18 protein-coding genes and 2 tRNA genes are annotated in these 16,663 nt (G+C 53.5%); 9 read left to right on the top strand and 11 right to left on the bottom strand.

The genetic code is table 11. The features are described 5' to 3' along the window. Window positions 1-63: 63 nt before the first annotated feature. Window positions 64-140: transfer RNA gene (locus tag Q0O33_RS01375), tRNA-Pro, on the bottom strand. Between the two features lie 65 nt (window positions 141-205). Continuing rightward, a tRNA-Ile gene (locus tag Q0O33_RS01370) sits at window positions 206-282 on the bottom strand. A 278-nt stretch (window positions 283-560) separates the two neighbouring features. Between Q0O33_RS01370 and Q0O33_RS01365 the strand changes: the two genes are divergently transcribed. Next, window positions 561-1,037, top strand: a complete 477-nt coding sequence (locus Q0O33_RS01365) for an Lrp/AsnC family transcriptional regulator (RefSeq protein ID WP_295495053.1) — start codon at window positions 561-563, stop codon at window positions 1,035-1,037. A 47-nt stretch (window positions 1,038-1,084) separates the two neighbouring features. Here the strand turns inward: Q0O33_RS01365 and Q0O33_RS01360 are convergent, their stop codons facing one another. After that, window positions 1,085-2,413: a hypothetical protein gene (locus Q0O33_RS01360; protein WP_295495050.1), complete on the bottom strand. Its 1,329-nt coding sequence runs from the start codon at window positions 2,411-2,413 to the stop codon at window positions 1,085-1,087. A 128-nt stretch (window positions 2,414-2,541) separates the two neighbouring features. Here Q0O33_RS01360 and Q0O33_RS01355 point away from each other — a divergent pair, with 128 nt between their 5' ends. Both Q0O33_RS01355 and gyrA read left to right on the top strand, forming a co-directional pair. Beyond that, window positions 2,542-3,237, top strand: coding sequence for an SDR family NAD(P)-dependent oxidoreductase (locus tag Q0O33_RS01355; RefSeq protein WP_295495048.1), 696 nt, complete (start codon window positions 2,542-2,544; stop codon window positions 3,235-3,237). Window positions 3,238-3,362: 125 nt separating this feature from the next. After that, entirely contained in the window at window positions 3,363-6,089 is a 2,727-nt protein-coding gene (gene gyrA, locus Q0O33_RS01350; protein WP_295495046.1) for a DNA gyrase subunit A, read from the top strand. A gap of 83 nt (window positions 6,090-6,172) precedes the next feature. On the opposite strand, the gene Q0O33_RS01345 is transcribed toward gyrA, so the two are convergent. Continuing rightward, window positions 6,173-6,856 (bottom strand): lysoplasmalogenase family protein, encoded by a 684-nt coding sequence (locus Q0O33_RS01345; RefSeq protein WP_295495043.1) that lies wholly within the window; start codon window positions 6,854-6,856, stop codon window positions 6,173-6,175. After that, on the bottom strand, window positions 6,849-7,688 hold the full coding sequence (locus Q0O33_RS01340) for an NAD(P)H-hydrate dehydratase (protein ID WP_295495039.1): 840 nt from the start codon (window positions 7,686-7,688) through the stop codon (window positions 6,849-6,851). The genes Q0O33_RS01345 and Q0O33_RS01340 overlap by 8 nt, the downstream gene beginning before the upstream one ends. A 58-nt stretch (window positions 7,689-7,746) precedes the next feature. On the opposite strand from Q0O33_RS01340, the gene trmFO reads away from it, so the two are divergent. Continuing rightward, window positions 7,747-9,084 carry a methylenetetrahydrofolate--tRNA-(uracil(54)-C(5))-methyltransferase (FADH(2)-oxidizing) TrmFO gene (gene trmFO / locus Q0O33_RS01335; protein WP_295495036.1) on the top strand — a complete coding sequence of 446 codons (1,338 nt, stop codon included), beginning with the start codon at window positions 7,747-7,749 and terminating at the stop codon, window positions 9,082-9,084. On the opposite strand, the gene Q0O33_RS01330 is transcribed toward trmFO, so the two are convergent. From Q0O33_RS01330 to eno, 6 genes are all read right to left on the bottom strand, one after another. Next, window positions 9,081-9,545 carry a hypothetical protein gene (locus Q0O33_RS01330; RefSeq protein ID WP_295495033.1) on the bottom strand — a complete coding sequence of 155 codons (465 nt, stop codon included), beginning with the start codon at window positions 9,543-9,545 and terminating at the stop codon, window positions 9,081-9,083. The two genes, trmFO and Q0O33_RS01330, sit on opposite strands and share 4 nt — an antisense overlap. A gap of 43 nt (window positions 9,546-9,588) precedes the next feature. Beyond that, on the bottom strand, window positions 9,589-10,188 hold the full coding sequence (locus Q0O33_RS01325; RefSeq protein WP_295495029.1) for a hypothetical protein: 600 nt from the start codon (window positions 10,186-10,188) through the stop codon (window positions 9,589-9,591). Between the two features lie 75 nt (window positions 10,189-10,263). After that, complete coding sequence (locus tag Q0O33_RS01320; protein ID WP_295495026.1) at window positions 10,264-11,622, bottom strand: pyruvate dehydrogenase complex E1 component subunit beta; 1,359 nt, start codon at window positions 11,620-11,622, stop codon at window positions 10,264-10,266. Beyond that, window positions 11,622-12,698, bottom strand: a complete 1,077-nt coding sequence (pdhA, locus tag Q0O33_RS01315) for a pyruvate dehydrogenase (acetyl-transferring) E1 component subunit alpha (RefSeq protein ID WP_295495023.1) — start codon at window positions 12,696-12,698, stop codon at window positions 11,622-11,624. The genes Q0O33_RS01320 and pdhA overlap by 1 nt, the downstream gene beginning before the upstream one ends. Before the next feature lie 119 nt (window positions 12,699-12,817). Beyond that, window positions 12,818-13,099 carry a septum formation initiator family protein gene (locus tag Q0O33_RS01310; RefSeq protein WP_295495020.1) on the bottom strand — a complete coding sequence of 94 codons (282 nt, stop codon included), beginning with the start codon at window positions 13,097-13,099 and terminating at the stop codon, window positions 12,818-12,820. A 76-nt stretch (window positions 13,100-13,175) separates the two neighbouring features. After that, window positions 13,176-14,450, bottom strand: a complete 1,275-nt coding sequence (gene eno, locus Q0O33_RS01305) for a phosphopyruvate hydratase (protein WP_295495016.1) — start codon at window positions 14,448-14,450, stop codon at window positions 13,176-13,178. 201 nt (window positions 14,451-14,651) lie between these two features. Here eno and Q0O33_RS01300 point away from each other — a divergent pair, with 201 nt between their 5' ends. Genes Q0O33_RS01300 through Q0O33_RS01280 form a run of 5 tightly spaced genes read left to right on the top strand, consistent with a single transcriptional unit; the run spans window position 14,652 to window position 16,659 of the window. Continuing rightward, window positions 14,652-15,161 (top strand): hypothetical protein, encoded by a 510-nt coding sequence (locus tag Q0O33_RS01300; RefSeq protein ID WP_295495013.1) that lies wholly within the window; start codon window positions 14,652-14,654, stop codon window positions 15,159-15,161. A gap of 51 nt (window positions 15,162-15,212) precedes the next feature. Then, a complete protein-coding gene (locus tag Q0O33_RS01295) occupies window positions 15,213-15,614 on the top strand; it encodes a phage holin family protein (RefSeq protein ID WP_295495010.1) in 402 nt (133 codons plus the stop codon). Continuing rightward, complete coding sequence (locus Q0O33_RS01290; protein WP_295495007.1) at window positions 15,595-15,930, top strand: hypothetical protein; 336 nt, start codon at window positions 15,595-15,597, stop codon at window positions 15,928-15,930. Before Q0O33_RS01295 ends, Q0O33_RS01290 begins: the two co-directional genes overlap by 20 nt. A gap of 14 nt (window positions 15,931-15,944) precedes the next feature. After that, window positions 15,945-16,430 carry a hypothetical protein gene (locus Q0O33_RS01285; protein ID WP_295495004.1) on the top strand — a complete coding sequence of 162 codons (486 nt, stop codon included), beginning with the start codon at window positions 15,945-15,947 and terminating at the stop codon, window positions 16,428-16,430. 10 nt (window positions 16,431-16,440) lie between these two features. Then, entirely contained in the window at window positions 16,441-16,659 is a 219-nt protein-coding gene (locus Q0O33_RS01280) for a DUF4170 domain-containing protein (protein ID WP_295495001.1), read from the top strand. Window positions 16,660-16,663 lie beyond the last annotated feature (4 nt).

Genomic DNA, 16,663 nt, shown 5'->3' with positions numbered 1-16,663 from the left:
ATGCGGTCCTGTTCGGTGGAATGACCGGTTAAAGCCGAGAAATTTAAGTTCACAGTAAGAAAGTGGTCGGGGAGACAGGATTCGAACCTGCGACCCTCTGGTCCCAAACCAGATGCGCTACCAGGCTGCGCTACTCCCCGACATGGGATCACTGGTATAACAATGTCCTCGCGGCTGGCTGCCTGCCAACTTCGCTGTGCGATGCTGGTGGGCCCGGAGGGACTCGAACCCCCGACCTAGCCGTTATGAGCGGCCAGCTCTAACCAACTGAGCTACAGGCCCTAACCGGCTCGCCAACTACCTGCGCGCCGATAGCCGAACTTTAGGAGAATACGCAAGCCTTTATCTGACATAAACGCGGTAAATTTGAAAAGGAAACCATAGCGCCAAAATGTACCAACCGCAGCGAGGCTTCAAGACGGCGGTCAAAGTTCCGAGCTTCCCGCGCGCTACAGCCTCTATATTTGTATCCATTGCTTGCGGGAGATCATGGGACAATTGCAAACCAGCATAATTATATTATAAGCATTGGGCAGAATAGAAATGGAAATTACCAAATCATGGCTAATACGAACCTTGATGCGATAGATATGAAGCTTTTGGCTGAATTGCAGGCTGACGGTCGCATAACCAATGTGGAACTCGCCACCAAGGTCGGCCTTACCGCACCGCCTTGTTTACGCCGTATGCGTGCGCTCGAACAATCGGGTACGATTAAATCCTACCATGCCGATGTAGACGCCAGCGCGTTGGGCTTCACCATTACCGTTTTTGCCATGGTTAGTCTGAAAAGCCAGGCTGAGGATGATCTAAAAGCGTTTGAACACCATGTCCGGGCATTACCCGATGTGCGTGAGTGCCACATGCTCAATGGCGAAATTGACTTTATTCTGAAGATTGTAGCGCGCGACCTTCAGTCATTTCAGGAATTTCTGACCTCGAAACTGACATCCGCACCCAATGTGAGCAGCGTCAAAACATCATTGACGATCCGCACGGCCAAAGATGAACCCGGCGTCCCTATTTCCCAGGTATAAAAAAGGACCCGATTGCGCGGGCCCTTTTTTAACTTTTTTACTGAAACTTAGGTAGTTTGCGCCGCCGCCACCGGCGTGACCACGGCATTTGCCTTATGGTTAATAAACATTAACCAATATTCGGCCATTGCCTTTCTGTTTGCGCCGGTGATCATCCCAAAGTCGGCCTTCGCGCCCGCATAATCGCCAAGCATCGTCTTTGACATCGCAAGGCGAAAACGCGTGCGGTCTGTCTGGTCGCCGCCATCCTTGTCCACAACAGGTGCCTTGCTCAACGCCGATTCATACAGTTCCTTCGCGGTCTTGTAATCCTTATGCGAGAAGAAGGAGTCTCCGGTCAGCGAAGCCAACATACCTTTTGGACTGGCCTTTGCAGGTGCAACTGTGCCAGCCAGTGTGCGTGTGTCTTCTGCAAGGCGCGCCTTCGCTTCGTTATACCGCTCGCTAAACGTCACATTGTTGCGCGAAATTAACCCCTTGGTGAAACCTTCGTCCAGCACAGAAACGGCTTCGGCCGGGTAACGCACACCAATATAGCTGAGGCTATCGAGATATGCCGCATATTCCTGTTGAAAGCGAATACCGTCGGTGGCGCGCATTAAGCGCATGATATCGAGCGTTTCTTCTGGATTGAAGTCACGCGAGCGATCAAAAAAAGCAAGCGCATCATGCCAATAATCCGGGTTATTCTCCGCTACGATCAGATCTTTGTAAAAATTGGCCGCGCCTTCGTAATTCTTGGCCTTGGCCGAAAGGATGGCGGCACGCACGAGATAGGTCTTGTTCACTACACCCGTCGTCTTGCTGCTCTCAATCGCCTTGCCAATCCACGCGACCGCGCCTGCATCTTTGTTCTGTTGCGACATGGCGTTGGAAATGAGGAATTCGATATTGTTGGCGCGATGCCCTAGATTATAGGCGTCGATCATATGTTTTTCGGCATCCGCAAATCGCTTACCATCATATGCAATAGCGCCCTTGCGGAACGTATATTCTTTCTTCAAATCGGCAGGGGTGGTAGCCGATGCAATCAACAAATCGATGCCCTGCTCCTGAAACGCCAGATCCTTCAACGGCGCGCCGATGTTTATGGCCAATATGCCGGCTTCATAACGGTCATCATCATTGCCAATGGCGGCAACGACCTTTGGAAATTCTGCCTTAGCGGCTTCGGCATTCTTTGCTTTGTTCAACAAATCCGACACAGGCATATAAGCCGCGATAAAAGGTTTTGAATAATTTCTCTTGGGAGCGGCAGCCGCTTCCTTACCATTTTTTTCCTTCTTGGGCTTTTCATTGGACTGCGCATACGCGGCAGGTGCGGCTGAAACCGCAACCAACGACAAAGCGAGGGCAAATTTTGAAACTAGTTTCATGTAACTCTCCGCAAATTAATAAGCCTTGGGCCTTCTAAAGCTTGGTTTATAGGACCTTGATATCGTCTGTGCAATTACCATAGCGCGATTGCAGATTTTCCCGTTGAAGGAACCGGAGCAAAAAACAAGTGGGTGAACGCAGTGTAGTAATCATTGGAGCGCGTGGTGGAATTGGCGCGGCGCTTGCAAATGCATTGGAACAAGATCCAAATTATGCGCGGGTTATCCGACTTCATCGTGAAAGCGCCCACCCCCTGGATATATTGGACGAGGCAAGCATTGCGGCTGCCGCCGATTCTCTATCGGGTACATATCCGCCCATAAGCCTAGTCATTGTGGCGACCGGACTGCTGCATTCTGCGCGTAAAGGCCCAGAGAAGAGCCTTCGCGAGCTAGATCCTGACTGGATGATGGAAAACTTCCGCATTAACGCAGTCGGACCTGCACTTGTCGCTAAATATTTCCTGCCGATCATGGCCAAGCAAGGCCCGATCTGCTTTGCGGCCTTGTCGGCGCGGGTGGGCAGCATCTCCGACAATCGCTTGGGTGGTTGGCACAGCTATCGTTCATCAAAATCCGCGCTCAATATGCTCATTCGCAACATCGCCATCGAATGGCAGCGCAAAAATCCGCAATCCGTTGTTGTCGGCCTACATCCCGGCACCGTCGAGACGGCGCTCAGCGCTCCGTTCAAGGGCAATCCTGCGCATGAACGCTTTACCCCCGCCCGCGCAGCTGGAGACATGCTCAATGTGCTTCATGGCCTGAAACCAGAGCAAAGCGGGCAAATTTTTGCCTATGACGGAAGCTTGGTCGCGCCCTAAGTGCCACCAAGGTGTGAATCTGTGGATAAGCTGGTGAAAAATGCGCAATTGGGGCAGTCGCATGTGGCCATTTAGGCCCATTGGGTCTAGGGTTTGGTTATTATAAATATAAGGATTATCGCGGCGTGACCGACGACACAGTTACCTTGGACCCATCGGACATTTCACCTGTCGACATTGTCGATGAAATGAAGTCGAGCTATCTCGACTATGCAATGTCGGTCATTGTATCGCGCGCCCTTCCCGATGTGCGCGACGGTTTAAAGCCCGTTCACCGCCGGATTTTGTTCGCCAGTCAAGAAGGTGGCTTTGTGGCAGGGCGCCCCTATCGCAAATCGGCGAAAATCGTAGGCGATGTGATGGGTAACTATCACCCGCATGGCGACAGCGCGATTTACGATGCGCTGGCGCGTATGACCCAAGATTGGTCGATGCGCGTGCCATTGATCGATGGTCAGGGTAACTTCGGTTCGATGGACCCAGATCCACCAGCCTCGATGCGCTATACTGAGGCGCGGTTGAACAAGGTCGCCAACGCACTTTTGGATGATCTCGACAAGGACACGGTTGATTTCCAACCCAATTATGACGGCAGCCGTGAAGAACCCCAGGTTTTGCCTGCGCGTTTTCCGAACCTGTTGGTCAATGGCGCGGGCGGTATCGCCGTTGGCATGGCGACCAACATCCCGCCGCATAATCTGGGCGAAGTGATCAAGGCATGCTTGGCCTATATCGACAATCCCGCAATTACGATTGATGAACTGATCGAAATCGTCCCTGCCCCCGATTTTCCAACTGGCCCGCTCATACTCGGCACTGGCGGCGCACGCGCGGCTTATCGTGAGGGCAAGGGCTCCATCATGCAGCGCGCGCGGCATGAAATTGAGGAAGGGAAAGGCGACCGCCGCTCCATCGTCCTCACCAGCATTCCATTTCAGGTCGGTAAATCCGCACTTGTTGAGAAAATCGCCGAAGCCGCGAAGGACAAGCGGATTGAGGGCGTGTCTGATATTCGCGATGAATCGAGCCGCAAGGGGGTGCGCATCGTCATCGATCTGAAGCGCGATGCGACAACCGACGTCGTCCTTAACCAATTGTGGCGCCACACGCAGGCGCAATCGAGCTTCCCTGCCAATATGCTCGCCATTCGTGGCGGCCGCCCCGAAGTCCTGAACCTGCGCGACATCATCGAATCCTTCATTCGTTTCCGTGAAGAGGTGATTACCCGTCGGACGAAGTTTGAACTGAACAAGGCCCGCGAACGCGCGCATTTGTTGCTTGGCCTTGTTGTCGCGGTCACCAATTTGGACGAAGTCGTGCGGATCATCCGTGGTTCCGCCAGCCCCGCAGAAGCGCGCGCAGCATTGATTGCGCGCAAATGGCCTATCGCCGAAATCGCGTCCTACATCAAATTGGTGGAAGCCGTCGAAACCGAGATTAGCGGCGACAGCTACCAATTGTCGGAGTTGCAGGTCCGCGCCATTCTTGAATTGCGCCTACATCGCCTGACCGCTCTTGGCCGTGACGAAATTGGCAAAGAACTTCAAGCACTTGCGGAAAGTATCGCGGAGTATCTCGCAATTTTGGGCGACCGGGTAAAGCTGTATGCCGTGCTGCGCGAAGAACTGGTCGCGATCGACACCGAATTTTCCACCCCGCGGCTTTGCGAAATCACCGCAAGTTGGGATGGCCTAGACGATGAAGACCTTATGGAGCGTGAGGAAATGGTCGTCACCGTGACCCATGGCGGTTACATCAAACGTACCGCTTTGGCGACATTCCGTGCACAAAACCGTGGTGGCAAGGGCCGCGCGGGTATGGCGACCAAAGATGAGGACGCCGTTACCGAATTGTTCGTCACCAGTACACATACGCCTGTATTGTTTTTCTCCAACATCGGTAAAGTTTATCGCCTGAAGGTGTGGAAGTTGCCCGAAGGCGGCCCGTCAACGCGCGGTCGGCCCATGGTCAACTTGCTACCATTGGGCGAAGGCGAAGTCATTTCCAACGTTTTGACCTTGCCGGAAGATGAGGCTGAATGGGGCGGCCTCAGCGTCGTATTTGCGACATCCAAGGGTTATGCCCGCCGCAACAGCATGGACGCTTTTGCCAATGTCCCAAGCAATGGCAAAATCGCGATGAAGTTTGAAGGCGAAGATGCCGACGATAAGTTGATTGGCGTGGAACTGTTAAGCGCCGAGGACGATGTCTTGCTCGCGAGCCGCTATGGTAAAGCGATCCGCTTTGCTGCCGACGACATCCGTGAATTCCAAAGCCGCGCGTCGACTGGCGTACGCGCCATGAAATTGGCAAAAGGCGACGAGGTTATGTCGTTATCAATCCTCAAGCGCGTCGGTACGTTGCCAGAGGAGCGCGAGGATTATCTGCGCTTTGCCCCTTGGAAGCCGGAGAAGGAGGGCGAGCCAACCATCTCTGCCGAACGCATCACGGAAATGTCGGAGCGCGAACAGTTCATTCTGACCGTTTGCGCCAATGGCTATGGCAAACTGTCATCTGCCTACGCCTATCGCCGCACAGGTCGTGGCGGCCAAGGCATCACAAATATCGACAATATTGAGCGTAACGGTCCGGTCGTGGCCAGCTTCCCCGCAACGAAGGGCGACCAGTTGATGCTCGTCACCGATCAGGCAAAGTTGATCCGCATGCCGCTCGACAGCTTGCGCGTTTTGGGTCGCGGAACGGCAGGCGTGCGCTTGTTCAATGTCGGTGACAACGAACATGTGGTTGGCGCGGCCAAGATTGACGAAAGCGATGAGGACGACGCCGATATCTCCATTGAGAGCGGTGTCGAAGGCGACGGCGCGGTTACAGATACGCCGATAGCGGAGTAAACAAAGACACCGTCATCTTTGATCGATGCTTCGTAACCCTGAAACAAGTTCAGGTTGATGTCAGGTAGGGTGACCTTGCCAATTTAGTCGCGCTCTTCACCATCGGCAAAATGTCCGCGCTTAACCAATGTCTGCGCTACGCCTACCGTAATCATGAGCACACCGAAATAGTAAAGATACCAGATGGCGATGCCCGTCATGGTGGATCCCGAGAGCGGACCAAGCTCTGCGAAGATCAGCATGTCTGAAACTACAAACAATACCGCGCCCAAACCGACTCGGTAACGCGGAAAATTGCTGCTCCATGCCATGGCCGCCATAGCAGCGAGAATGACGCTGTAAGCAGCTACCTGAATGCCCTCGTCTTGGGTAGGCGGAAGAAAAAATGCAATGACGGGCGAGGCCAAGAATATTATCGCGGCAAGCAACTTTTGAATGAATGCCGGTTTGACGCGCCGGTGACGGAAATAGATAAACAAGGCCACCAAATGTCCGGCGGCAAATGCCAAGGCACCTGCAACCATGCCGAGTTCAATCAACCCGTCCCCTAGTGCATAAAATGCAAGCATTATAGCCAACAGGATAAATTCGCCCTGATGGTGACGGCGCAACGCAAATGGCACCAGCAGTCCGACGGCCGCCATTTTCCAGATAATGGCGTATAACCCGCCATCAATCGGTAGAAACAACCATGTCGCAGGAAAGCTTATTCCGGCAATCAAGCTACCGAGCAAATAAGGGCGTTTATGTGCGAGATCCTCAGCCATGTTCCTGTGCATCGTGCAAACACCCGCGCAAAACAAGCGGAATATGAGCAATCATATTGTCCGCGGTTAGCCCTGGTCCACCGCGCACACCAACATCGCCGTGCAGCCACGCACCCATGCTGGCCGCGTCAAACGCCGTCACCCCCTGCGCCATCAACCCACAAATGAGTCCGGTGAGCACATCACCCGATCCAGCAGTTGCCAACCAAGGCGACGCATGGCGGTTCACCAAAATACGTCCGTCGGGTGCAGCTATCCATGTTTCTGACCCCTTAAGAAGCACAACGCATTGCGCGCGATCGGCTGCTCGGCGCACGGCCTCCGCACGATTATCGATCGTTATATTTTGGAAAAGGCGGCGGAACTCTCCAATATGCGGCGTCATAACGTCCGTCGACCCCGTTGCACCGAACAAAGTGGCGGGGTCGCCTTCAAAGGCGGTCAGCGCGTCCGCATCGAGTATAGTGGGGATATTGAGGCTCAGAACATTGAGGACGGCCTGCCCAACCGATGCCCCTGCCCCCGGACCAATGGCAAAGGCAGTAACGCGATCATCGACACAGGCTAAGGACATATCCGCTTCGCGCAACATGATTGAGGTAACATGCGCGGCGTGTTCAGACAGCGCAGGCCTTTCGCCTATAAGAGTTACCAAACCAGCCCCCACAGACAATGCTGCCTGCGCAGTGAGCCTAGACGCGCCCGTATGCAGGACCGGACCGCTCCACACCATCGCGTGCCCACGACTATATTTGTGGGCGTCAGAGGTCGGCGGAACCAGTAATGGCCGCAAGATCGTCCCGTCGCCTGAAGAGTTAGGTGTAAATCCCATAGCCCATCTTGGCGCTTTGGCCTGTGCAGCGCCAAAGATTTTTGATAGCCGCGCCATCATGATCAAAAATTATGATGTACAGATTATCGGTGGCGGCCTCGCGGGCTGCGAAGCCGCGTGGCAATTGGCGCAGCGCGGTGTCCGTGTGCGGCTGTCGGAAATGCGTGGATCAGGGGACATGACGCCGGCCCATCAAACCGATGGCTTGGCTGAACTGGTATGCTCCAACAGTTTCCGGTCAGATGACGCCGAAAATAATGCCGTTGGCCTGTTGCATCAGGAAATGCGTGATCTGGGCTCACTAATCATGCAGGCGGCTGAAGTGGCCAAGGTGCCAGCGGGCTCCGCCCTGGCCGTCGATCGCGATGTGTTTTCTGAAACCGTCACAAAGCATCTTGAGAACAACGGCAATATCGAAATCGTGCGTGAGCGTGTGGACGTCATTCCGTCCGATCGGCCCGTGATTATCGCCACTGGTCCACTGACGGCGACAAATCTCGCCGAAAGCATCATGGCGAAAACCGGTGAGGACCGCTTGGCTTTCTTCGATGCAATTGCACCCATTGTCTATCATGACAGCATTGACATGGACATTGCATGGTATGCCTCTCGCTGGGACAAGGGCGATGGCAAGGATTATATCAACTGTCCGATGGATGAGGCGCAATATCGTGCCTTTCATCAAGGTTTGCTGGACTCGGATAAAGCGGAGTTCAAGGAATGGGAAACCAACACGCCCTATTTCGAAGGCTGCATGCCGATTGAGGTTATGGCATCGCGTGGATTAGACACGCTGCGCTTTGGCCCTATGAAGCCTGTTGGTCTCGACAACCCCAAAACGGGCCGTTGGGCGCATGCTGTCGTGCAATTGCGGCAGGATAACAAGCAAGGCACGCTGTGGAACATGGTCGGCTTTCAAACAAAGATGAAGCATGGTGCACAGGTAGAACTGCTCCGCACTATACCGGGCCTCGAAAAGGCGGAGTTTGCGCGGCTTGGCGGGCTACACCGCAACACCTTCATCCGCTCGCCCATATTGTTGGACCGTCAGCTTCGGTTAAAATCTGCGCCGCATATCCGCTTTGCGGGGCAAATCACCGGCTGCGAAGGCTATGTGGAGAGCAGCGCAGTTGGTTTGATGGCAGGCATTATGACAGCCGCGGAATTGGCTGGACGTAATGTTACGGCGCCACCATCGACTACAGCGCTTGGCGCATTGCTTGGCCATATCACGGGCGACGCGCTGGCCGAGGATTATCAGCCGATGAACATCAATTTTGGCCTATTCGCCCCGTTGGATGAAAAAGTGCATAAGAAATCGCGCAAAGCAGCGATGACCGGCAGGGCGCGGACAGATTTAAACAGTTGGATAGCGAGCCAAGCCATCGCAGCCTAACAACGACATCCCTGCTTTGGGGGTGCCTTGGGCCGAGTCCGGACGAACTCCTTGCGCGTCAGAAGCAGATCTTTGTTACCATCGGCACTCGCAAAGCGCTGCCCCGTTGCGGCGGCCCATTCCTCAAACGTCAGCAAATTATTGCCATCGGCATCAAGCGCCTTAAACGCCTTTGTTCGGCTACCCATCATTTCGAGCCGCGATACGAGTTCGTCCCTATTGCGGTCATAGCGGTTGAACCGCATTTCTTCGCGACTGGCTTTAGGTGCCTCGGGCGGCGTAGGTGGCGCGGGGCCAAAGGCAGGCGCATCACCCGCGGCTTCAGGCAGCTTGTCGGACAGGACTGTGGGCGGTGGCGGCGCAGGAATCAGCGACGGTTGATTAGCCATGCTTTGCCAGACCAATAATCCGCCGCACGCCATCAGTAAGGCAGCAACGCCGCCAATTAACATACGCTGCATTGCAATCGCCTCCTTGTGGATGCCTCCCGAGCAAATCGTATACCTAGATACCTGTTAATGCATGTAAAATTAACCTGAGACCTGATCCCGTCCGCACCGACATTGTCAAAATAGACAATGGACGTAAGGCCCGCGTCTTTGGCAACGGTGTAGATGGCATAGTGCAGTCTGCAACGCGTTCGGGAAACGCAATGCGCAAGGCTTCAATCGCCCAATTCCGTCCAATAGGTCGCAAATCCTGCGCACAACCTATCCAACCCGCATAGGTCACAAAAATCGCTTCAGCGCGCAACTCGGCATGGGTGTCGATGAGCTCTTGGCTGAACTGCTCATTGCCCAACAGATGCTCCCACGCCGAAGCCAACGCCTCCAATGCGCTTAGCTGAATACGGTCCCCCGCTTCATTGAGCGCCTGCAGCAATGACTCCCCCTTCGGCCGCGCCTCAACTGCGCTTGCAAAAGCTTCACGCCACCACGCCATTTTGATTTGCGCGATCATCGGCTCGCGCGCATTGCGCAATATATCGGCAAAACGATTGTCAATTTGCAGAAGCAGCGCAAATGCAGACCGAACGTCTGACCGCGCATAGGCAATTGCTAGCCGGGCGGGTGGATCCAAATCCAAAACAGCGTTCATAGTCATGTGCGCACTTTTTGTAAGGCAAAGCTATGACCGGCTTCCAATAACCAGCGCCGCGACAATATGGACACAGCCGGACTAGACCCAGAGTATTCGTCGAACGCCAGCCACAATCTTGTCCGCATTCACAAGCATCGCCTTCTCCAGATTTGCAGCATAAGGCATCGGAACGTCTTCGTTCGTGATCCGCAAAACGGGTGCGTCCAAATCGTCGAAGCCTTCTTCCATACATATCGCCAGAATTTCGCTACCAACCGAACAGGTTGGCCAGCCCTCTTCGGCAACGACCAAGCGATTGGTTTTTGCAAGGCTCGCCAAAACCGTCGCCTTGTCGAGGGGACGAATGGTGCGCAGGTCAATGACCTCGGCGCTAATTCCGTCTTCGTCCAGCCTATCCGCCGCCTCCAACGAAAGGCCAACGCCGATGGAGTAGCTAATAATGGTTACGTCGGTTCCTTCACGCATGATACGCGCTTTGCCGATAGGCAGAACATGATCGTCGCCCACGGGAACTTCGTAGCTGCGGCCATACAGTAACTCGTTTTCGAGAAATACGACAGGGTCCTCGCAACGGATGGCTGCTTTCAACAGACCTTTGGCATCGGCAGCGTCATAAGGCGCAATCACAATGAGACCGGGCACGCTGGCATACCATGGCGCATAATTCTGGCTGTGCTGTGCGCCAACGCGCGCCGCGGCACCATTGGGACCACGGAACACAATTGGGCATCGCATTTGACCGCCGGACATGTAGTTCGTCTTGGCTGCCGAGTTGATGATATGGTCAATTGCCTGCATGGCAAAGTTAAAGGTCATGAATTCGATGATGGGTCGTAAGCCGCCCATTGCGGCCCCGGTACCAACGCCAGCAAATCCATATTCCGTTATCGGCGTATCGATGACCCGGCGTGCGCCGAATTCGTCTAGCAGGCCCTGTGTGACCTTATAGGCACCTTGATACTCGGCGACTTCCTCACCCATAACAAACACGCGGTCATCGCGGCGCATTTCCTCGGCCATCGCATCGCGTAAAGCTTCGCGTAAGGTGACAGTTTGCATCGCGCCGTTTGCGGCGACAGAGATGGACGGATTAGGCTTAGTTTCCGGCACGATGGTATTTGGTGCATTCGGTGCCTTTGTCTCAACCGGGTGCGGCGCTACTGGTTTGGGTGAAGGCATAGGCACAGATTCCTCCCCCTCACCTGTAATCAACGCAATCACAGTACCCACCTTGACGCCATCGGTCCCTTCGGCAACCGCAATAGACGAAATCACACCTTCATCGACGGCTTCAAATTCCATCGTCGCCTTGTCGGTTTCGATCTCAGCCAGAATATCGCCAGATTTGACATGATCACCTTCCTTGACAAGCCATTTAGCGAGGGTGCCTTCTTCCATAGTTGGTGAAAGCGCGGGCATCTTCAGTTCGATTGCCATCAATATTGCTCCACCAGTACGTCAGTATATAGCTCGGAAAGATCAGGCTCTTGCGATGTTTCGGCAAAATCGGTCGACTCATTCACAATTTTACGGATCTCTTTTTCAATCACTTTAAGCGTGTCTTCGCTTACTCCCATTTCCGCGAGATAGGCCTTGCAACCTTCAATCGGGTCACTGTTGTCGCGGACCGACTGGACCTCATCACGGCTACGGTACTTAGCAGGGTCGGACATGGAATGCCCCCGATAACGGTAGGTTTTCATTTCCAACAATACAGGTCCCTTATCGCTGCGCACCCAGTCCAGCGCGACTTCTGCCGCACCGCGTACAGCGAGCACATCCATGCCATCGACCTGAATTCCGGGAATGCGGAAGCTTTCTCCGCGGCGGTAAAGCTGGTCTTCGGAAGATGCGCGGTTGACGCTTGTGCCCATGGCATATTGGTTATTTTCAATCACGAAAATGATAGGCAGTTTCCAAAGCTCCGCCATGTTGAAGCTCTCATATACTTGCCCCTGATTGGATGCGCCGTCGCCAAAATAGGCCAGACACACGCCACCATCGTTCGCATATTTGTGCCCGAAAGCGAGGCCAGCGCCGAGCGATACCTGCGCGCCAACAATACCATGCCCGCCGTAAAATTTATGCTCGGTCGAAAACATGTGCATCGACCCGCCCTTGCCCTTTGATATGCCCGCGGCACGGCCCGTCAGTTCGGCCATGATGATATTTGGATCAATACCATAAGCCAGCATATGGCCATGGTCCCGATACCCGGTAATTACGCTATCCTTACCCGGTGTCAGAGCAGATTGAAGTCCAATCGCAACGGCTTCTTGCCCGATATACAAATGGCAAAAGCCACCTATCAGACCCAGACCATACAACTGCCCCGCCTTCTCCTCAAACCGTCGGATTAGCAGCATGTCGCGGTAGAACTTTAAAAGTTCTTCTTTGGTCGCTTTATACGGCACCGGTTCGGTGGGACGCTCCCGATTGGCGCGTGTGGCGTCTTCGCTGACGCTTGACTTCTTGGAAGCAGATTTTTTCTCTGGGGTGGTGGCCAAAATCATTTCCTTTGGTGGAATTTTTATATGCGCGTTGAATGGCGCCTACCCAAATTCGGCAAAGCTGAAAAGCGCTTTTCCGTGACGAAAAGCACTGCATAGCTATTCATCTTTCGGCCAGTGCTTTACTTAAGCGGAACAACAACCTCGTCAGGGGCAACAACGTTCAACTCTTTGCGCATAAGTTCACCTGCAAGATCCGGGTCTACATTGTCTCGGTCCAGAAGAAGTTGCCGGTTACGCAAAGCGTCCCGTTCTTTCTGTAACTTTGCCAATTCAATCTTGCGTTCGCTCAAAGCCGCGCGATAGTCTGTCCATGCGATGATACCCGTCGGGCCGAGCAAAGCATAAGATGCGATACCGAGTAGAGCCAAAAGGCCCAGGGTCGGCCCGACGACTAACATCATGTATTCCGGTTTTTTAGCGCCTCTGACCATTTTCAAACTGAATCATATTTTACAAGATTTGGCAAGGATATCGCGGTCAGCGGAATATAGCCCGACCAGCATATATCGCAGATGCACCGAGCTCCTCTTCAATGCGGATGAGCTGGTTATATTTTGCCAACCGGTCGGAACGCGCGAGGCTTCCCGTTTTAATCTGACCGCAATTTGTTGCCACGGCTAGGTCGGCAATCGTTGCGTCCTCTGTCTCGCCCGAACGATGCGACATAACGGCTGTGTAGGACGCACGGTGCGCCATAGAAACCGCCGCCAATGTTTCCGTCAAAGTACCGATCTGATTGACTTTAACGAGCAAGGAATTTGCAAGCCCCTTGCCAATACCCATCGACAGGCGTTCCGGATTAGTGACGAACAAATCATCACCCACCAATTGTACCTCTTGTCCGATTTTGTCGGTGATCGCTTTCCAACCCTCAAAATCATCTTCGCTCATGCCATCTTCAATCGAAAGAATCGGATAATCCTTGCACAAGGCCGCGAGATAGTCGGCCATTTCATGCGGCGTAAGCGAGAGCCCCTCACCCGATATTTCATATTTGCCATTGCGAAAGAATTCGGTCGCGGCACAGTCCAGAGCCAAAACGACATCTTCGCCTGTCTTGAACCCAGCCTTTTCAACCGATGCCATGATGAAATCCAACGCATCCCGGGTTGATGCCAAATTAGGAGCAAAACCACCTTCGTCGCCTACCGAGGTTGCCAGTCCCTTCTCATGCAGGCCCTTCTTCAACGTATGGAATATTTCGGAACCCCAGCGAACAGCTTCTGCAATGGAGCCTGCGCCGACGGGCATGACCATGAATTCCTGAAAATCAATTGGGTTGTCGGCATGCTCCCCGCCATTGATGATATTCATCATCGGCACTGGCAGGAGATGCGCATTGACGCCGCCCACATAGCGATACAGCGGAAGCCCGCGTGCGTCAGCAGCCGCTTTCGCGACCGCAAGGCTAACGCCCAGTATCGCATTTGCGCCCAAATTCGATTTATTATCGGTGCCATCAAGATCAATCATGACCGCATCGATATTCTCCTGCTCTTCCGCATCCAGTTCAACAAGCGCCTCAAATATGGGACCGTTAACCGCCTCAATCGCGTGAAGCACGCCCTTGCCCATATATTTGGAAATGTCGCCATCGCGCTTTTCAACGGCTTCGTAAGCGCCTGTCGATGCACCAGATGGCACGGCAGCACGGCCGAAGCTGCCGTCCTCCAGTACAACATCGACTTCAACCGTCGGATTTCCTCGGCTGTCAAGGATCTGGCGTGCGTGAATATCGATGATAGCTGTCATAACTAGGGTCCGTTCGTGCGTGTGAGGGATTATGTCAGCGCGTCTATCCTTGTGATTGGGATTTGGCAACGACGCACCGATCATATCGATTTTAAAACTAAATTTGCGGTGCTATAGTTGACTAAGGCACCCGCAGTACAAATATTGATGTGTAGCAAGACAATTTCTTTCGCCCCCAGTTGTATAAAAGGAGTCATTCTTATGGCCGAGACCAAAAAGCCCGCAGCCGCCCCTAAGCCAGCAGCAGTAAGGCCTGCCGCAAAGCCAACCTCCAAGCCTGCCAAGGCCAAGCCGGCGGCACCAAGGGCTGTAGCTAAGGCACAACCTAGCAAGGGCACGACTGATAATACAAAATCAAAAGTCAAATCCAACATGAACGACTTTAAGGCCCAAGCCACCGACACCGTCCGCGCGGCAGCCACCAAGGGCAAGGATCGTGCCACCGAGGCAGTTGGCAGCATCAGCAAACTTATTCGCGATAGCGCTGGCACCATAGACGATAATGTCGGCAAGCAATATGGCGACTATGCGCGCAGCGCAGCCGATATGGTTGAAGGCTTCGCTGGCAAGATGAACGCCAAGGATGTCGATGTGTTAGCCGAAGATGCACGGCAATTTGTCCGCAAAAGCCCTGCCGTCGCTATTGGTGCAGCCGCCGCAATCGGCTTTGTACTAGCAAGGCTAGTCCGTTCGGGTGGGAAAGACTCTTGATTAGTAACACAGGCAGCATTGCAAAATGCTGCCAATGTCCGATAAGCGGGCATGATGAAGATTGAAGAACCACAGGTGGAAGCGTTGGAAGAACTAGCGCCACCGATTGAACCAAGCGCGAGTGAACAGATTGCGTTGGTGATAGAGGACCTGCGTGCGATGGTGAAGGCAGAAATGCGTTATCATCGGTCGCGGCTTGATTACACACGCCACGTATTCCGCTGGTCATTTCGCTATGGAGCAGTCGCGGCATTCGCATTTAGTGGGGCATCGATTGCGCTGGTACTTGGGTTGGTCCTTACTCTTTCGCCGTTAATTGGCCCATTGGCGGCAACTTTGCTCGTCACTATAAGCTTTGTGACCATCGGTATCGTTTTTGCTGCATTTGCCCGAAGATGGATGCGGAAAGTTTACTTCCCGGAAATGCCGAAAAATGTCGACGATATTACCTGAAGAACCCGATGCCACCGACCGGCAAAGCGTGATTTTGTCCAATGCTGAGCGGCGGTATTTACGGCGTAAGCTCAAGAGCAGCTTAGCCGCCACGCGTGACATCCTTGACCCACGTAATCAACTGCGACGGTTCGTCGAACGGCAAACCACACAGGCCAAACAGATCGCAGACGGGACAGTTCAAATTGCGAAGAACAATGCCCCCGTCATTGGTGTTATAGGGGTAAGTGCCTTGTTAATTGCGGCGCGCGGTCCAATTTCGCGTTGGATTTCAACGCTACGACACAGTAAGACTAAAACGCCCTCCAGCAAATGACATAGGAACGATATATGAGCAAGATTGGCGACAGCATCAAATCCGCAGCTGATAATGCGAAAGATAAAACATCACGTTCAAGCGCTATGGCGCGTCAAAAAGCTTCGGTGGTGATTAAAGTAGGCAAAGATGCCGCCGTTACTAAGGTAGAGCAGTCGAAGGTGATTGCCCGTCAGGCAAAAGCAAAAACGATTGAGGGTGTGGATAAAAACCCCTTGGCAATTATATTAGGTGGAATTGCCATCGGCGCGATAGTCGGAGCACTTTTGCCGCGCACCGAACGCGAGACCAAAGTGTTGGGTAAAGCAGGTAAGAAATTGAACAAGAGAGCCCGTAAAATAGCAGAAGCTGCAAAAGTTGCTGGTATGAACCAAGTCGACACGCTTGGGCTAAATGGGGAAGCAATGCGTGCGCAGTTCACAGAGCTTGTCAGCAAGGCCGGTCTCGCTCTAAAGGCCGCGGGTCAGGCGGCTACAGAGGCGGCTAAGGAAAAAAATTAAGGATAGTGGTTTGAGCGATACGAAATTACATCTCGTTTTTGGTGGACGCGTTGACAACCCACAAACGTTAAAATTTACCGACCTCGAAAATTTAGACATCGTCGGGATGTTTCCCGATTATGCAAGTGCTGAAGAAGCTTGGCGCGGAGCGGCGCAGCGCACGGTTGATGATGCTGAAATGAAATATGTTGTGGTGCATTTGCACAAGCTTTTGCAACCCGATAGCTGATAGC

The sequence above is a fragment of the Sphingorhabdus sp. EL138 genome (assembly GCF_945862485.1).
In the GTDB taxonomy this organism is placed as follows: domain Bacteria; phylum Pseudomonadota; class Alphaproteobacteria; order Sphingomonadales; family Sphingomonadaceae; genus Sphingorhabdus_B.
Note: the sequence above shows the minus strand (reverse complement) of the source record. Positions and strands in the feature narration are given on the sequence as shown.